This is a genomic window from Pseudoalteromonas sp. PA2MD11 (genome assembly GCF_017808125.1).
GTDB lineage: Bacteria > Pseudomonadota > Gammaproteobacteria > Enterobacterales > Alteromonadaceae > Pseudoalteromonas > Pseudoalteromonas simplex.
Genome location: NZ_JADKNF010000005.1, coordinates 59815 through 76749, shown reverse-complemented (window position 1 = coordinate 76749; position 16935 = coordinate 59815). Strand labels below are relative to the sequence as shown.

At 39.4% G+C, this 16935-nt stretch carries 11 protein-coding genes; 6 read left to right on the top strand and 5 right to left on the bottom strand.

Annotation, left to right across the window (positions count from 1 at the left end; translation table 11 throughout):
• Nucleotides 1–46: 46 nt before the first annotated feature.
• The 4 genes from ISP07_RS07955 (at nucleotide 47) to queG (ending at nucleotide 4115) form a co-directional block, all read left to right on the top strand.
• Nucleotides 47–913, top strand: a complete 867-nt coding sequence (locus ISP07_RS07955) for a DMT family transporter (protein ID WP_054552710.1) — start codon at nucleotides 47–49, stop codon at nucleotides 911–913.
• Nucleotides 910–1608: a glycerophosphodiester phosphodiesterase gene (locus ISP07_RS07950; protein WP_054552711.1), complete on the top strand. Its 699-nt coding sequence runs from the start codon at nucleotides 910–912 to the stop codon at nucleotides 1606–1608. The genes ISP07_RS07955 and ISP07_RS07950 overlap by 4 nt, the downstream gene beginning before the upstream one ends.
• A gap of 84 nt (nucleotides 1609–1692) precedes the next feature.
• The gene (locus ISP07_RS07945; RefSeq protein WP_054552885.1) at nucleotides 1693–2910 is read left to right on the top strand and encodes a methyl-accepting chemotaxis protein; all 1218 of its coding nucleotides are present in this window, start codon (nucleotides 1693–1695) and stop codon (nucleotides 2908–2910) included.
• 71 nt (nucleotides 2911–2981) lie between these two features.
• Nucleotides 2982–4115 (top strand): tRNA epoxyqueuosine(34) reductase QueG, encoded by a 1134-nt coding sequence (gene queG / locus ISP07_RS07940; protein WP_209327389.1) that lies wholly within the window; start codon nucleotides 2982–2984, stop codon nucleotides 4113–4115.
• Between the two features lie 247 nt (nucleotides 4116–4362).
• Here queG and ISP07_RS07935 read toward each other — a convergent pair whose 3' ends face one another.
• From ISP07_RS07935 to ISP07_RS07915, 5 genes are all read right to left on the bottom strand, one after another.
• Nucleotides 4363–4620 carry a YrhB domain-containing protein gene (locus ISP07_RS07935; protein ID WP_209327297.1) on the bottom strand — a complete coding sequence of 86 codons (258 nt, stop codon included), beginning with the start codon at nucleotides 4618–4620 and terminating at the stop codon, nucleotides 4363–4365.
• Nucleotides 4621–4623: 3 nt separating this feature from the next.
• Nucleotides 4624–11628 (bottom strand): toxin glutamine deamidase domain-containing protein, encoded by a 7005-nt coding sequence (locus tag ISP07_RS07930; protein WP_228290551.1) that lies wholly within the window; start codon nucleotides 11626–11628, stop codon nucleotides 4624–4626.
• Nucleotides 11629–12172: 544 nt separating this feature from the next.
• Nucleotides 12173–13300 carry a response regulator gene (locus ISP07_RS07925; RefSeq protein WP_209327295.1) on the bottom strand — a complete coding sequence of 376 codons (1128 nt, stop codon included), beginning with the start codon at nucleotides 13298–13300 and terminating at the stop codon, nucleotides 12173–12175.
• Nucleotides 13301–13319: 19 nt separating this feature from the next.
• Nucleotides 13320–15269, bottom strand: a complete 1950-nt coding sequence (locus tag ISP07_RS07920) for a sensor histidine kinase (RefSeq protein ID WP_166338788.1) — start codon at nucleotides 15267–15269, stop codon at nucleotides 13320–13322.
• Between the two features lie 142 nt (nucleotides 15270–15411).
• On the bottom strand, nucleotides 15412–15903 hold the full coding sequence (locus tag ISP07_RS07915; protein WP_054552714.1) for a GNAT family N-acetyltransferase: 492 nt from the start codon (nucleotides 15901–15903) through the stop codon (nucleotides 15412–15414).
• A 75-nt stretch (nucleotides 15904–15978) separates the two neighbouring features.
• Here ISP07_RS07915 and ISP07_RS07910 point away from each other — a divergent pair, with 75 nt between their 5' ends.
• Nucleotides 15979–16554 (top strand): glutathione peroxidase, encoded by a 576-nt coding sequence (locus tag ISP07_RS07910; protein WP_166338784.1) that lies wholly within the window; start codon nucleotides 15979–15981, stop codon nucleotides 16552–16554.
• Nucleotides 16555–16627: 73 nt separating this feature from the next.
• Nucleotides 16628–16909: a peptidylprolyl isomerase gene (locus ISP07_RS07905; protein WP_054552716.1), complete on the top strand. Its 282-nt coding sequence runs from the start codon at nucleotides 16628–16630 to the stop codon at nucleotides 16907–16909.
• The last annotated feature ends 26 nt before the right edge of the window (nucleotides 16910–16935 follow it).

Here is a 16935-nt window from a genome sequence, read left to right as displayed (position 1 = left end):
ATTACCGTTACAAAGAGAGTTAATAACAACAATAACAAGGTTTGTAATGCAGGCGCACAAACAGAGCCTAATATACTTACATATTGCAGTACTCCTATTTGGGGGGACTGCATTATTCGCTAAACTAGTCAGCCTAAGTGCATTAGATATTACCGTTTACCGAACAGCAATTGCTGGCTGTGCCTTACTGATCTTACTTACAATTCAACACAAAGCGATTAAGCTTCACTCGCGTCGCGACTACCTTATAGCCTTGTTACTTGGCGTCACTGTTGGAATACATTGGCTCACCTATTTCGCAGGTATGCAGTTAGCAGGTATTGCTGTCGGTATGATTGCCTTTTTTACTTACCCTGTTATCACGGTGTTTTTAGAGCCTTTTTTTCATGGCAGCAAACCACAGCTCAAAGATATTTTTAGCGCCTTGGTGGTGATGCTTGGTATTTATTTACTTATTCCTGATGCCAGCTTAGGCAATGATGTCACCCTCGGTATTGCTATTGGTATTTTGTCTGCGTTCTTTTTTGCGTTTCGAAATATCGTTCATAAGCGTTACTTTAGCCAATATAGCGGCCCACAAACCATGCTTTACCAAACTTGGATCGCCTGCATTATGCTGTGTGCCTTTGTCGAGGTACCGCCATTACAAGTTGATACAATAAATTGGCTGCTATTAATTACTGTAGGGGTTATTTTTACAGCAGCACCGCATTCACTGTTTGCAGCAAGCCTAAAAAACTTATCAGCTTCAACCGCTGGTTTAATATCGTGTTTGCAGCCTTTATACGGTACGTTTTTCGCTTTTTTAATTTTGCATGAGCAACCTTCAATTAGCACTCTTATTGGTGGCGCACTAGTTATTAGCGCCGCTTTTTATGAAACATGGTCAGTGACTCGTAGGTATAAGCAATGATGAAAGTATTCGCTCACAGAGGTGCCAGTGGTACCTACCCAGAAAATACTCAAAGCGCCATTATCGCCGCTGTTGATTTAGCAGTAGATGGCATCGAAATTGATGTGCAAAGCTGCCTTGATGATTACATGATTATTCACGACACTTGGCTTGATCGTACAACTTCAGGTCGCGGTAAAGTAAACGCCTGCTCAAAAGAGCAAATTCAACAATACGATGCAGGCAATGGCGAATGCGTGCCCACTTTACAACAGGCAATCGATTGGGTTGGTAATAAAACTTTACTTAATTTAGAGCTTAAACATACTTTTTCGTTAGACAAGTTTGTAGAGCTTATTGAGTCAAATGTCAGTGCAGGGAAAATATCTCGGGATAACCTGTTAGTCTCTTCATTTGATCACCACCAACTGATGTGGCTAAAGCAAAAACTGCCGTGGGTAAAGATTGGTGCACTCACCGCTTCTATCCCAATTAATTACAGCGAGTTTGCGCAAAAACTGCATGCCTATAGCATTCATGTAGATAAAAACTTTATAAACCATGAGTTTGTTGCTGACGCAAAACAACGCGGCCTTCAAGTTTATGCTTACACGGTCGATAAAGTGGAAGATATCGAATTAATGCTAGAGTATGGCGTAGATGGTATTTTTACTAATTTTCCGTGTCATACACAAATGACACTGCAGTCACTGTAACTCAACAAAACTAAGCTATACTGTTGAATTATGTGACATTGAATAATAAAAAATTACGCCAAAATGAATCAACACAACACCTTAATGAGTAGCTATATGCGCATTTATAATTTTATCGAACAAACTTTCTTTTACACTCTTACACGTAAGATTGTCGGTAATTTAGGTTTTGTGTTTGCGTTTCAGGCCATTACTTTGATCTGGCTTTATAGCAGCCTGTCAGAGCAACAAGCTGGCATGGGACTATTTTGGTTAATGACCTTTGTTATCATCGCGAGCTTTATTTTTACTATTTTCTACATGCGCTTTTTAATTGTGCGCCCAGTGCAAGCAATGCGCGATACACTTGAGCAAATCAACCGTCATGATGCAGATTTATCTGCCAAGTTACCGCATTTTACCTACGATGAATTTCGTGATTTAAGTGAGCAGTACAATACCTTTACAGTTCATTTAGCAAATCTATTAGCCACCACATACCAAAGTGCACAAGCCAGTGCAGATAGTAGTTCAAAGATGACTCATTCAATGCAGCAAACCGCAGAAATGAGCCACCAGCAAATCAAGTTTAGCCAAACCATTACTGATTCGAGTAACCAAATAACTTCAAGCCTTGAGAATATCTCAGCGAACACTGATAGCGTGCACCATGTTAACAGTGAGCACTTAAACTTTGTAAAACACTCAGCCACTGAGTTATCAGCATTAGTTAAAAAGGTTGCGATGATCAGCCAAATTTTAGGTAACTTTTCTGCAACTGTGTCTGGCCTAAAAGAAAACAGCGAGAATATTCGCGCCATTTTAAAAATGGTTGAAGAGTTTTCTGACCAAACCAATTTACTTGCACTGAATGCTGCAATTGAAGCGGCACGTGCCGGTGAAGCTGGCCGAGGCTTTGCTGTGGTTGCCGATGAAGTTAGATCACTATCGGTTAAAGTAAACGACGCAACCCGCCAAATAACTGATTTTATTAATCAAATGAATAGTCTTGTTAGCGAAACCAATAAAGAATCTGAGCAACTAATTAGCCACTCGAGTGAAGCTGAAACAGCGATTAGCAATACCTCTACAGGCTTTAGTAATATGCTTAGCGAATTTGAGCAAAACCAACAACAACTACAGCAGATTGTTAGTGCGGTGCATTTACTTGAGCAAACCCAAACCCACACTCATCAAACTGTTGAGCAAATAGTTGCTCTGGGTGAGCAAGCAAAACAGCAGATTGATGAATCACTCGCTGACTGCCAACAATCACACAAACTGAGCCAACAAACCCAAGAGCAGTTAAAACGTTTTGTGTAATCGGCTTTTAACTGCTGCTCTGAGTCAAACTATGTTAAAGTAGCCGCTTCTTGGCTACTTTTTTATTGACCGTGACAACACCCGCTATTGATTATGAACAACTCGCACTGCAAATAAAGCAATGGGGTAAAGACCTTGGCTTTGCAGAAGTCGGGATCACTGATATTGACCTAACGAAACATGAAGCGCAGCTACAGCGCTGGTTAGATTTAGGCTATCACGGTGAGATGGAATACATGGCAGCCCATGGAATGAAGCGAGCGCGCCCCGCAGAGCTGGTACCTGGCACGCAGCGAGTCATATCAGTAAAAATGAACTACCTACCGCCTGATGCAAGCTTTGCTAAGAACCTCAAGCAAACTGATAAAGCGTACATCAGTCGCTATGCATTAGGTCGTGACTATCATAAATTAATTCGCAACCGCCTAAAAAAATTAGGCCAACAAATAGAGCAGCATATAGGCCAGCTAGGTTTTCGTCCTTTTGTTGATTCAGCCCCCGTGCTTGAAAGACAATTAGCCGAAAAAGCAGGCTTGGGTTGGCGTGGAAAACATAGTTTATTAATCAATAAAGAAGCGGGCTCTTGGTTTTTCTTAGGTGAACTGTTTGTTGATATCCCCCTGCCTATTGATGAAGAAAATAGCTTTGAAGGCTGTGGTAAATGCGTTGCCTGTATGACGCTGTGCCCAACCGGTGCGATTGTCGAGCCTTATGTAGTTGATGCCCGTAAATGTATCTCTTACCTTACGATTGAACTGCAAGGCGCGATTCCAGAAGAGTATCGCCCACTGTTAGGTAATCGCGTTTATGGCTGTGATGACTGCCAATTAGTTTGCCCATGGAATCGTTATGGTCAGTTAACCGATGAAGCTGACTTTCATCCAAGAAAACAACTTAAAGATCAAGACTTACTGACCTTATTTGCTTGGGATGAGGCAACCTTTCTAAAAAATACTGAAGGCAGCCCTATACGCCGTATTGGTCACGAGCGCTGGTTAAGGAACCTCGCTGTCGGATTAGGTAACGCTGATTACAACGAGCAAATAATTGAGGCTTTAGAGCAAAGGTTAACAACCGCTAGCGCTTTGGTCGCTGAGCATATTGAATGGGCGCTTGATCAGCAAAAAAATAAGCGCCAGTTAAAGCTTCGTAAAACTGCGCGCTTAATTCGCATTGTTGAAAAAGGGCTGCCCAGAGATGCTTGATAGCTTAAATCAAGACAATTTGAGCCAGCGCCACTATTTGGTGGCACTGACACAGATTGCACGGCCTGCTGCTAGCAAGTGCGCAGTTCTACTGGGGTTAGCTGCGCACTAAAAGCTTTTTTGTTCAGCAATAAACAGGAAAAAGGCAAGACGCGACCCCACAACGGACTAACACAGATTCGAATTGCAGAATCTGCTAGTACCAAGAGTCCTGTGCTATAGGGGGGTACGCACTATAAAACAATTTTTATATTTGTTCTTTCCAATCACGATTAGAGTCAAGAATTTTAACATTCCCCTCACTTGAAACAAATATTGGCCCATTTCCTACTAAACAATCCAATGGATCTCCTGTGTGCATAAACTCTGCTGAGTTATAGAAAAAGAGCCACCCATCCTCAAGTTGAATTGTGTCGTCCGTAATAACCACTAAATGACATTCTGCTTTCTCTGAAAGCTTTTGAAGTTCACAGTTCAATATTTTATATGCTGATTCTAAATTCATTTATTAGTTAGTCCTTAATAACCTAAAACTATCGTATCCTGCTAAATCCGCAGCTTTTCCTGATTGTCCGTCAAGATACCTTATATTTCCTTTTTGATTTACAACATTAAAAACATGACCAACTCTATTCCCACGAGATCCAAAAACTATACCTCTTGAACCATGCCCCGCGTTACCCATTATAGTTGAAATTTGACTTACACTAATTGGTGAGGAAAAAGATCTACCATAATGTCTCTGGAGCACTTTAATTGAGAATGGCCCACCTCCAAGAGCTGACGCAGGATTTCCTGATAAAGTAGCATCAGTGGCAACAACACAGTTTGCACAATTCTGATTTCCTTTTAGAGGGTTTACATTTTTAATACTTCCCGCATTCGCATTTACACGCATTACAGGTATCATTGCTGTACCTACAGCAGTAATTTTTCTAAAGTCATTAGCAACACCTTGGGCAATATCATTATCTACATCTACCCATTGGTCCATCCTGCCTAGCGAGCCTGAATCTTGATGAAGAAAACGCTCAGTCCAGTCAGCAATGCCATTGACCATATCTGGAATCAAATTACCGACCGCTGCTGTGGCTCCATTACCAATAGTTGAGGCTGTATCAGAGTAAATTTGACTAAGTTGGTCGCTACTCAATCCTCCACTGGTACTATTATTACCTTTTGCAGTTGTCGATGGTGAACCAATATCTGCGGTTTCTACTGATGACGATTGACTTGAACTTTGCTGCTGCGCTCCATTACTTGAGTTAGAAGAATTATATGTATTTCCACTTCGCTTATTTTGTTTTCTGAATAGATCTTCAATTGGCTTATCCCAACAGCTAAGTGGACCACCACAATCAGGACGAATGCCTGACACGTCAATGGACTCATACCCTGTCGGGTCAGTACCACTGAGCGGATTATTCATTATGTACGAATAAGGGTTAATACTCTGACTATTCGTTGGGCTTTGAATAACGGGGTCTACAGACATAAAACGCCCAAGGTTATAATCGTACACCCGACCGTTCATATGGATTAACTCTACATCATCCAAGTGCTCATGGTCGGTAAAGCCGCGTCGCGTTTTAGCTTTATCTAAGTCATTTAGTTTTGAATTACCGTATGGCATTAAACTACCGCTTGCCAAACGAGGTTTACCGAATGGGTCAAAATTACGCTGGGCCGTTACATAACCATTTTTATCTGTAAATATACGGGCACTACCCAAGCGGTCTTTATGTGTATAACGGATTGTGGCGCTTTCATTAGTTGTTTGGCTTATAACTGCAATGTCGTCGACATAAGCACGCCATGTAGTTTTACTGCCGTTGACTTCTTCTTCATACAATTTGTCACTGTAGAAGGTGGTTACGCTGCCATTCACTTGCTTAAAACGCATATGTTGCGGGCCATAAGTGAAATCAAGCGTTTTACCCGCTTTTTTGATTTGCGTAGGCTTGTCCATTGCATTATAAATTGCACTGGTTAAACCATCACCGCTCGTCATGTTACCACGAGCATCATAACCAATTGATTTCCAGCCATTACGATAAACACGTTTAACTGCATTTGGTCCACCTGTTGAGCCATTAATGTAGTCATATTGCGTAGCGTAATCTGATTTTGATAATAAGTTACCTATCGCATCATAACTGTAACTAGTAACTTCATAGCCATCCACCAAATTGCGCTCTAGGCGATGCAAGTTATCGTACTCATAGGTTTCGATAAATTGATGTTGGTCAATCCCTACATTTCCTGTGGTGACATCCACTTGGGTTAAGTTACCAAAGCCATCGTAACCTTGATAATTGATATTCATCAGGCTATTACTGCCTTTAGCAACCGCTTTCAACAACATTTGCCCATTTCGGCTACTGAATGTAGACGTTTCTGACGTACCATTACCTAAATCAGCCGCCGTGATGTTGCCAAACACATCTTGGTCAGTCACTGTTTTGTAGATATACCCACTTGCCGTATTTTTAACACTTTGCAGGTAGCCACTGTTTGTATAGTCGTAGCTTAGCGTTAAATTATTTGGATAGCGTAACCCTTTAACTCGCCCGTAGTTGGCATCATAAAACGTGGTTGTTTTATACGTTTTACCACTGCCGGTAAGGGTTTGTGTTGCTGGTCTACCAAGGCTGTCAAAGCTGAATGATTTTGTAACGCCATTACCTGTCGCTTGGTTTAACTGCCCAAGGCCATAGCTTGCACCGTCGTAGGTATAATTTAAGGTATTTTCACCGGTTGCTGTTCGACGTGTTACACGACCAAGTACATCTGTTATAAAGGTAAGTGTTTTGCTGTCAACCCGCGCCTCTTTTTGCAGCTCACCAAAGCCATTGTAGTCAAAATTGGTCACACCTTGGTTAGGATCATTAACGTGGGTTTTACGCCCTAGCGCATTGTACTTAGCAATGATTTTATTGCTATTTGCATCTTGAATAACAACAGGAAGGCCCTGTGCATTATAGCTGTAACGTGTAACGCCATTATTCGCGTCTACCGTTTCCATTAACTGCTTAAGGCTATTGTAAGTACGTGACATATCAATCGTCTTACCTTCACAATCTTCAGATGCGGTTATATCCGTTTTCAATCCAGCATATGCATAAGTCGTGGTCATATCACCACATTGTTGATTCGTCACTTTTTCAGTTAAACGACCAAGAATATCGTAACCTGTATAGCTTACGCCATATGCAGTATTACCTTCTTTGTAAGGTATTGATTCGAACGTTTTATAACCTAAAGTATTGTACGTTACATCGGTAAACACCCAGTCACCATTAAAGTCCTCCACTGCGGTGCGCAATACACGGCCTAACTTATCTTGATAGACTTTTTGTGTTGGCATACCCGCACTGACTTTAACCATTTGCATAACCGCATGATTAGGGGCGTGCTCATCGGGTAATTGCACCGCAGTGTACACTCTGGGGTGACCATCGGTTTTGCTGCTGTAAGGCCTGTTGTAATCGTCATAGGTATAATCAGTCGTTAAATACGATGAGCCACTTAGTTGTTGGCGCGTTTTTGTCACTTGACCTGTTGCTGGATTAACATGGGTGTAAGATAAATGGTTTTTGGCATTTTTTAGCTCATACGGGAAATAACCATCAACTGCAATTGTATTGCCGTTTTTTGAATAAGCCGTTTTAGTTGTTCTAGTTTGATTTACCCACGAACCACTACTATTGCGCACTTTTGCTGTCACGCTAACCTGTGTTGGCAACCCATAGTTATTGTAAGTTATTGCCGTTGAACTGCCCTTTCCAGACGTTGAAGAACCATGCAAACCACTAACCGTTATATTTCTCGGCTTTCTGTTTGCATGATAATTTGTAAGGTCAGTAACTACTTTTGTGGTTGGATCTAACTCTGTTGTTGTCGTAATTGGGTCTTGCGAATTACGGTTCGTCAGCGCATGTTTAGTCACCGTTTTTGCAGTTAGCTTATCAATGAACCATGTACTCTCATCGTAATCGTAACTCATCGCTTCAGTTGTTTTGTTAACACCCCAACTGTCTGTAATTTGCGTGACTTTCTCTTTTACATTGCCATATTTATCAACGCTATTAACTGTAACAGTTTGAGTAGACACGTTCGTTTTAGAATAAGAGTTACTACTATTCTCGCTTGTAGAAGGAAGTCTAGTTACTATTTTTGTTGTTTTAGGGTACACGCTATAGACCCCAGCAACTGAATGGTGAGGATTATCTTGCCATTCAATTTCTTTAAAGCTAAGTGCATCCACTTCAGTTGCTGCTGAACCTAATAAATCATAAGCACCAAAGTCGTCACTCGCAAAAGTGGCTTGGCGTGTTAATTTGCCCTGATAAGGAAAAACCTGTTCAAAATCCGATTGCGTGACAATACCTTTGGTGACATCTTCTTCAATAATGGACTTAAAGCCCATAAAGCCACGGCCTTGAGTTTGATAAACTCCATCAATGTAATGGTAATTAAAGAGTTTTTCACTACCAATCCCATCTTGACAGAGAGCCTGACTAACCACGAGTTGAGAAGATCCTAATTTTCGCATTGTTTTATCTGATAGCGGCGAATTATTTACTGTATAAATACCATCAAAAGTATTAGCGTCAAGCCCTAATTGCTGATACTTAAACTCTACTTTTTTATCAAAAATATCAGAAACTTTTTTAATTACACGGTTATTACCTTCTTTAGAAATATAAGCGTAAATTCCAACTTTAGGGGCATTGTCTGGGTAACAATAAATTTGCCCTGAACTTCTAGGTCTAGAGCTAGGTCTACATTGCAACTGGCCTACATACTCTTTAAAACCAAATGTAGTTACTACGTCTTGCCTACCATCACTATTTAGGTCTACTAGATTTGTAGTTGCTAACCCTCCCAACACTGTTTCAGGTAGACCAACATCATCAAATTCATTTGTATTAGGGTTAAACCTAAGCACTTTCCAAGACCAGATATTATATGGATAAAATACTTCATTAAAATCGAACCCTGCATCTTCATCTGCAATGATGCAGTCCATATTTTTCTGTAAGTCCCAACAGTCATAACGATATTTGAGGTTATTAGGCACTAAAAGGTCAAAACGACCATCTTGATCATAATCAAATACATTAATAAAACCATTTAAAAAACCAGGATCTACTGCTGAAAGAGTTCGTTCAATTAATTTGGTATCAATCTCGCTCCCAAAGTTGCCGGCGCCATGGTTGATATGGAGATACCATTTCAATTGCCCGCTATTTGACTCCTTCAAAGTCATGATATCCAGTAATCCATCTGCATTGCTATCTAGCCAAATACTCACTTTTCCAGTTCGAATCGCAGTAACGCTCTCAGGATTGATGTTTAAGTTATGCTGTTTAGTGATTAAACCACTCTCTGTATATTCAAGTTCAATCCACATAGCCAATGCTCGATGATATAAATCTGGAGTTCCATCCCCATTAATATCAGAGATAGCAATCGCTGATTTTAGTGACATATCGAGAGCAGTATCACTAAAGTCAAAATTTGGAAAATTTGCTTTAAGTGTAAACCCTTCATCTGGTAAGCCCTTAGAGTCTGTATTACGCTGATAGAAAGAGTAACTATTGGTCGCTGGTAAATAAATTAATAAATCTGAAAAACCATCATTATTGATATCTTTCGAGAAACTTTGACAAGGTGGAATTCTAGGCGAATAAACAGGTTTATTATCACTCCCCTGCGTAACTAAGCAACTAGCACTAATATCAGTACTTAATAACAAGTTATAACTACCATTTTCAGCATTAAATTCTGCTATTGAAATATTTTTGTCACTATCTAAATATACAAAATCCGATACTCCATTTTGGTTGTAATCAATATAACCTGACACCACATGATCATGAATGTTACGATCATACGGTTTATAGATATTTGGTAAATCAGAGATGTCGAATGTATATGCACTACCTGAAAGTTGTTGGATTTTTTCAAACATCCTAATATCTGATATCCCATCTCCTGTATAATCATAACTAGTATCATAAAATGAATTCGTACTTAACCTTAGATCCGTTTCATCAAAATTTACATGAGCATAGGGATGCTTGCTTGAACTTTCAAAACCCAAATTAACATCATCCCAAGTAAATACAGTTTGGGCTAGCTCTGAATCCATACCACAGTCAAAGGTTTTGCAAAGAGTTATTTTTTTTAATTGGTTATCAATATAATTGTTCTGATAAACTCGATGAAATTCTGGTAAATACAACGAAATAGAACTAAGCCGTTTGGTAATTGTGAACTTACCACCCCATTGATAGCCTGAGTAAGCTTCAGATAAATTATCATAAAGAAAAGATATACGCCTATTACCCCGCGAAGTCATATTTACTCCTGTATAGTAAATATCAGTCAATAACTTCTCACCCACCCCAAACTGCTCATACTCGTAATGAATGTAGTTCTTAGTAGTTGCATCATGTTGATATTGGATTAACCATGAATAAGCCGCTGTTTTTCCACCGTGCACTAACCGTGATTTAGCCTCCTTTCCAAAGTAACCAACGCGGCCATTTTTATACTCCACTTTAAACCATGTTGAACTGCCGTTTAATGAGCCATTTTGTGTCACACGAACAAAGCTATCTATTTCAGTGCGATACTGTGTGCCTGAATTACCATATGAACCCGTCGTTGCTATAAGTTTTTGACCATCAAGGCATAAACGGTCATTGCTATTGTATTGTGGGTTTTGGGTAAAGCCATCTTGTGCAAAAGTGGCAGCACAACGAGTAATGCTTGAACCCGCAGACAATGACCAACCAATACCGGCAATACCATTGCCACTTCTTGAAGAATAATTTAACGATACATTAGGCTGCATATCGGCACGGCCTGGCGGGAGTTCAATTGGAATGTGATACGTCGCTGCTCCACCACTCACTCCTGCTTGCCCTTTAATTGTGCCTATATTATCAACTATTGGTTCACTGGCTTCATTAAACCCAGCTTGATTTGTAGGGGTGCTTGTTGTTACAGAGGCATAGCCTTGCGAGCTACTAGTAACGCTATAATCTTTATAAGCGATATCACTATCCAACCAACCTGATTTAGTCGCTTTAGCACACACACGTTTGCTTGAAGATAAAGTAAACGACCCCGCCAAAGCATTAAAACCAGTTGTACCACACGCACTCCCTTTATTAACCAGCTTATAAATAATCGAAGCCGTTTGCGATGAACTAATACTGATGGGTGTACTCACCGTCACAGCCTGTGAACTCGGTGAAATAGTTGGCTTATTAAGCTTATTTTGTGACGAAATACTTATAAGTGGCCCTGTTAAATACTGACTGCTTTTATACGTATACGGTGTAGTTAAAGTGTACTCGCTCACAGCCTTTATTCGAAAACGATATGTTTGCGCCCCAGTAAATGAAAAATAATACGTTCGGTAAGCACTGCTTAATGAGGTCGTAACGCGACGATACGGGCCACTATTTTCAGATACCTCAATTTCAAAATGAGTCATTCTATCATTATTACAATTCGAACAGGGTAGAGGCTGTGGATAGATGAAGTTATTAGTCTGATTTATTTGGGTTTTAACACTACTGTAATAGGGTAAGGGACCACCGCTATTACTGCCCCAAACCCAAAAAATACTGATCCCTTGATTTTCAATTGAATAACTGAAATTTGAGGGTGTTTGAGGAGCAGGAAATATTTCTACCGACCCACCAACTATCGCCGTTGCAGTCTCATGTATAAAAAAAATAAAGAAAAGAAGTAGATAAGTTAATTTTTTGCAGTAAGCATCCATTCTGTATATTCCATGTTAGTACAAACCCTTGTTTAGTTAAATTAATGTAAACAAGAAAAAATAACAATGGAAATTTAATAAAATTTAATTTGAAAAATAGCAGTAAAATAAAACAAGTACTTCGAGCTCTTAAAGGTAAAAATCAACGTTGTGTTATTGTTTAACTTTCAGAGCCCGTTTTTGAGAAACCACCTGTAGAAATGATCTGTTCAGTGTTTAATCTTTTAACTGAGCAACCTCGAAATAAGTAGTGCTACTGCTTTAATAATTGCGATAAATCATTTTCAATCTCTTTGAATGCCGCTTTTACTCCCTGAACTGACTCTTCACGTGCAACAGAGTTTTGAATGGTTTCGTCGACCTTTTGATAGATAAAAACCTCTTGGTCCTCATCTAAGCCCATGGTTGGTATACGTCGTTCTAAGTCTTCTTGAAGCTGCTTAAATACAGCCTCGTTATTTACACGATTTTCATTTAGAAGTTCGATGAGTCCCGAAAACTTGCTGTGAACTTTACCTACAGCATCATTAAGTTGTTGCTGTTGTCTGAGCAATTCTTTTTTTGTGATGATCGCTTTAAGCTGCTGCTCTGTAACACTGACTAAAAAGCAAATATGATCCCGAATTCGACCATGCTTATCAGGGTCTTGGTCTGGCATATTTAAGATTAGTAAGCTAATCATTTCGTAATTGACTAAAATTCGATTCGAAAATTCATGGAGTCGGCCTTTATTTTTGAGCATTTCAAATAACTCAATAACGATTGGCGAGCACATGCCCGAAATTGAAAAGTGCTCAATGCCAGACTCTAAGCGAAACTCAACATTGCTTTGTAAATCAAATGAGCTTAGACAGATAAGCAGAGCCTTACCCAGCTCTTGCTCATCTTCAATAGCACCTATATGCTCGATATAGTTGACTATTTGCCCCATTTCACTGCTGTTTGCCATGGCATTAAATGCTGTTGAAGTCGCATCTTCAACTTGTTGCTCTAGCGATTCTTTTTCTATCAATACTTGATGTAAGTGCTGCAGTTTAAGCTTTAATTCTTCATGCCCGAATGGTTTAACTATATAGTCCTCAGCTCCGACTGAATAGCCTTCCATACGCTCTTCAACCGTTCCTCTTGCTGAAACAAACATAACGATGATTTTCTCGGTATTTGGATTCTCTTTTAGTTTTCGACAAACATCATAACCACTCATTTGTGGCATACTCACATCAAGCAGAATAACCTGAGGATCAAACTCTTCAACTACTGCCAAACACTCTGGACCGCTACTGACCATTTTCAGTTCAAAGTCGAGTTCTTCAAGAATCTCTTCAATTATTTCTAAGTTAAATGGTTCATCATCGACGGCTAAAATTCTCTTTAAGGCCATGTCTAACACTTCCGTTTTATTAATTTAACTTTACAGATCTATCTTCATTCGCTAAGTGTTGAGGTAGATCTATCCTCAATGGAAGCTTTACTAAAATAGTTGCACCTCCATATTCATTATTTCTTGCCGTAATCGTTCCTTGATGTAAGGCTACAAATTCACGACAAATAGCTAAACCAAGTCCTGTACCTCCAGCACCACTATTGGTTTTACTACTTTGCTCAAACTTCGCAAAAATTTTCTCAAGTTCAGACTCTGGAATTCCTATACCACGATCTATTACTGATATTTCAGCCATTTCATTATTCATAGCTAGCTGAATATCTATCTCACTGGCTGGCTCACTAAATTTAAGTGCATTACCAAGCAAGTTGCGCATTATTTGGTTTATCTGCTCTTCGTCACAATCGAGCAAAATACTTTTCTCAAAGCCAATTAAACGAATAGCAATATTTCTCTCAAGAGCAGTCCCAGAGACATCATCAATACTGGTTTTTATAATACTGCTAAGGTTATGTTTTTGCGGATTAAAGGGAAATTTACCAACATCCAGTTTTGAAAGATCAAGCAAATTATTAAGCAGTGACAATAAGCGCTCACCACTTTGTTCTATACGCGATAAATACTTATTTAACTTGTCTTTACTCAGATCATTGTTGGCAACTTTATCAAGTCCAAAACGAGCAAAACTTAAGATTGAATGCATTGGCGTTCTGAGTTCATGAGACATATTCGCTAAAAATTCAGACTTACTTAAGTTTGCAGCTTCAGCCACATCTTTTGCGTGCTCTAGTTGAGCTGTTCGCGCTTTTACCTCTTCTTCAAGCAAATCTTTTGCTTCAAGTAGCAAATCTTCCTTTTCTTTTAAGTGTGTAACGTTTTTAAAGATCCCCGCTAACGCAATCTCGCCGTGATGATCTATTTCATTAAACGATCCCACTAATGGAATATCATTGCCATCTTTTTTAAGCATTCTTAGATCACAGCTAAATTGGCGGTTTTTACTTAGCGTCGTAATTTTTTCTTTAATACGTGTTATTGAAGGCTCATCAAAAAAATCAAATACCGAACAGCTTTCAAATTCATGGTGCTGTTTATCAAATAATTGTTCACAGGCATCGTTGGTTTCGATTACCTTTCCGCATCGTTCAAATAAAATAATAGCGTCGGGAGTATGCTTAAAAATAACTCTTAATAAACTGTCCTTTTCTATAAGCGCATCAACGGTACTCTGAAGTCTTTCAACAAGTTCTGAATTATGACGTTTGAGAAGCTCTGTTTGCCATAGTTTATGAACTGATTGCAATAAACCATTATCATCAATCGGTTTGATCAAAACATCTTCAACACCCTGACGAATGGCAGCAACCATGGAAACTTGATCAGGCTTTGAGGTATACAATAAACAACGACTTTCAGGCTGTAACGACTTCAGCTTTATAAACAATTCAAGCCCTGTTCCATCTTCAAAAGTAAAATCACTAATCAATAAATCAATTGCATGCTCATGAATTAACTCCATTGCAAAGCTCATGTTATCAGCGGTGATGGTTTTGATATGCGCGCCCTTTAAGTTTTGCGCTATTTTTTGTAACCGGTCGGGACAATGATCAACGAGCAATACAGTAGGAAGTTTGAGAATATTGTCGCTGTCTAATTCTAATATTCCCTCTAGAAGCGTGCTTATCTCTTTATTTGCGAAAAAAGGGTATATAACAACGGCATTAGGTAAGAGACGGTTAATTTCACTAAAATGTTCAAGTAAGTCACTGCGTTGTGCTTTCGGTGCGAGTAATAAGAAATGCTCTTGAGAAAAGTCATTCATTAGTTCTTCAATGATACTTGTTGGCACCCCATGTGAAGCAGCAACGAGATCATATTGCTGTTTTAGAACGGTATCATCTATCATTGAAAAGTGTAATAGCTCAACTTCGCAACCGATAAGCTCGAGTAGAACTTTTACACGCATCGCAAGTACACTATTACTATCAACTATTAATATTTTTCGCACCGTAAATAAGACTCACTATAAAAACTGACCTTTTTAGCGTAGTCTAAAAATCTTTTACCGCACAATTTACACCGTATTTTTTTACTAGTTTTTGAGAAGGTTAAGGCTGCAAGTGCTTACCCAAAATTGTCAAGCCATAAGCTTTATCATCCATAATTGCAATTTCAGGGAGCTCTCCCCAAACCTTGTAGTCAAAGCGATTAAACAGTTTTATACTGGGTAGGTTGTGGCTGAATATAAAAGCTAATAACACCTTGATATCAAGTGTTTTTGCATGCTGTTCTGAAAATATAAGCAGTTGCTTTCCTAGCCCTTGCCCTTGAGCCTGCTGGGTGATGTAAATACTAATCTCAACCGTGCCATCGTAAGCTGGGCGGCCATAAAAAGACTTATAACTTAACCAAGCAATTACTTTACCTTGTTGCTCAAAAACAAAGATAGGTCTTTTTTCTGTATGGCTATCAAACCAAGCTTGTTTGTCTGCCACCGACACCTCTTCGGTATCTGCGGTAACCATACGCCCAGGGATGGTCTCGTTATAAATCGCGACTATATCAGTTAAATCGTTTTGTGTTGCTTTGCGAATCGTCATAAATAGCTGAAATTAAATGATCACTTTGCTGCATATTAGCGTATATTCATCACAAATAACTAGCGGGAAATAACTATGTATAAATATGCTTTGTTACTTGCAGCAGGCCTAATAACAACCAACCTTGCAGCACAAACCACAGAGGCGGTACCAACAGCTAAAGCAAGCAGCCAATGTGATGATTTTACCAATGTCACAATGAGAAAGTTACGCTCAAAAGAGTCAATTAACTTCTGCGAATTCAAAGACAAACCACTGCTCATTGTGAATACCGCTAGTAATTGTGGTTTTACCGGCCAGTTTGAAGGTTTAGAAGCCATTCATAAAGAATATAAAGACCAAGGCTTAGTTGTGCTAGGTTTTCCATCAGATGACTTTTTTCAAGAAGAAGACGATGAAAAAGACACGGCAAAAGTATGTTTCATCAATTATGGCGTAACCTTCAATATGTTGGCTACCAGTGCCGTTCGTGGTAGCGATGCGAACCCAATATTCAAACACCTAAATGAAGCAACCAGCTCACCTAACTGGAACTTTTACAAATATTTAGTGTCTGCAGATCGTAAGACAGTGCAACGCTTTAATAGTAAAACTAAGCCACAATCGCAAACTTTACGCGATGCAATTGAAGCTGAGCTGACTGCAAAATAAATTTAATTTTTCGTTCGGTAAATATTGAACTAAACTAGTGATTTAATACTAAAACACACATTAGGGAGATGTTATGGCAGTAGCCAGTGCAAGACACATTCTCGTAGACAGTGAAGCTCACTGTTTGGATTTAAAGCAGCAAATTGAGCAAGGAGCTGACTTTGCAGAGCTTGCTCGTGCTCATTCTAATTGCCCTTCAGGTCAAGATGGTGGTGCATTAGGTGAGTTTGGCCCTGGCATGATGGTTCCAGAGTTCGACAAAGTCGTTTTCTCTGCACCAATAAACCAAGTACAAGGCCCAGTGCAGACCCAGTTTGGTTATCATCTTCTAGAAGTAACAAGCCGTACTGACTAATTTACAAATCGATTTCAAAAAGCCGC

Bases quoted from the DNA above. Each gene is read 5' to 3' on its own strand.
- ISP07_RS07925 (WP_209327295.1), bottom strand. From the start codon at position 13,300: ATGGCCTTAAAGAGAATTTTAGCCGTCGATGATGAACCATTTAACTTA.
- ISP07_RS07905 (WP_054552716.1), top strand. From the start codon at position 16,628: ATGGCAGTAGCCAGTGCAAGACACATTCTCGTAGACAGTGAAGCTCAC.
- ISP07_RS07945 (WP_054552885.1), top strand. From the start codon at position 1,693: ATGAGTAGCTATATGCGCATTTATAATTTTATCGAACAAACTTTCTTT.
- ISP07_RS07910 (WP_166338784.1), top strand. From the start codon at position 15,979: ATGTATAAATATGCTTTGTTACTTGCAGCAGGCCTAATAACAACCAAC.
- ISP07_RS07930 (WP_228290551.1), bottom strand. From the start codon at position 11,628: ATGACTCATTTTGAAATTGAGGTATCTGAAAATAGTGGCCCGTATCGT.
- ISP07_RS07915 (WP_054552714.1), bottom strand. From the start codon at position 15,903: ATGACGATTCGCAAAGCAACACAAAACGATTTAACTGATATAGTCGCG.
- ISP07_RS07935 (WP_209327297.1), bottom strand. From the start codon at position 4,620: ATGAATTTAGAATCAGCATATAAAATATTGAACTGTGAACTTCAAAAG.
- ISP07_RS07920 (WP_166338788.1), bottom strand. From the start codon at position 15,269: ATGCGTGTAAAAGTTCTACTCGAGCTTATCGGTTGCGAAGTTGAGCTA.
- ISP07_RS07950 (WP_054552711.1), top strand. From the start codon at position 910: ATGATGAAAGTATTCGCTCACAGAGGTGCCAGTGGTACCTACCCAGAA.
- ISP07_RS07955 (WP_054552710.1), top strand. From the start codon at position 47: ATGCAGGCGCACAAACAGAGCCTAATATACTTACATATTGCAGTACTC.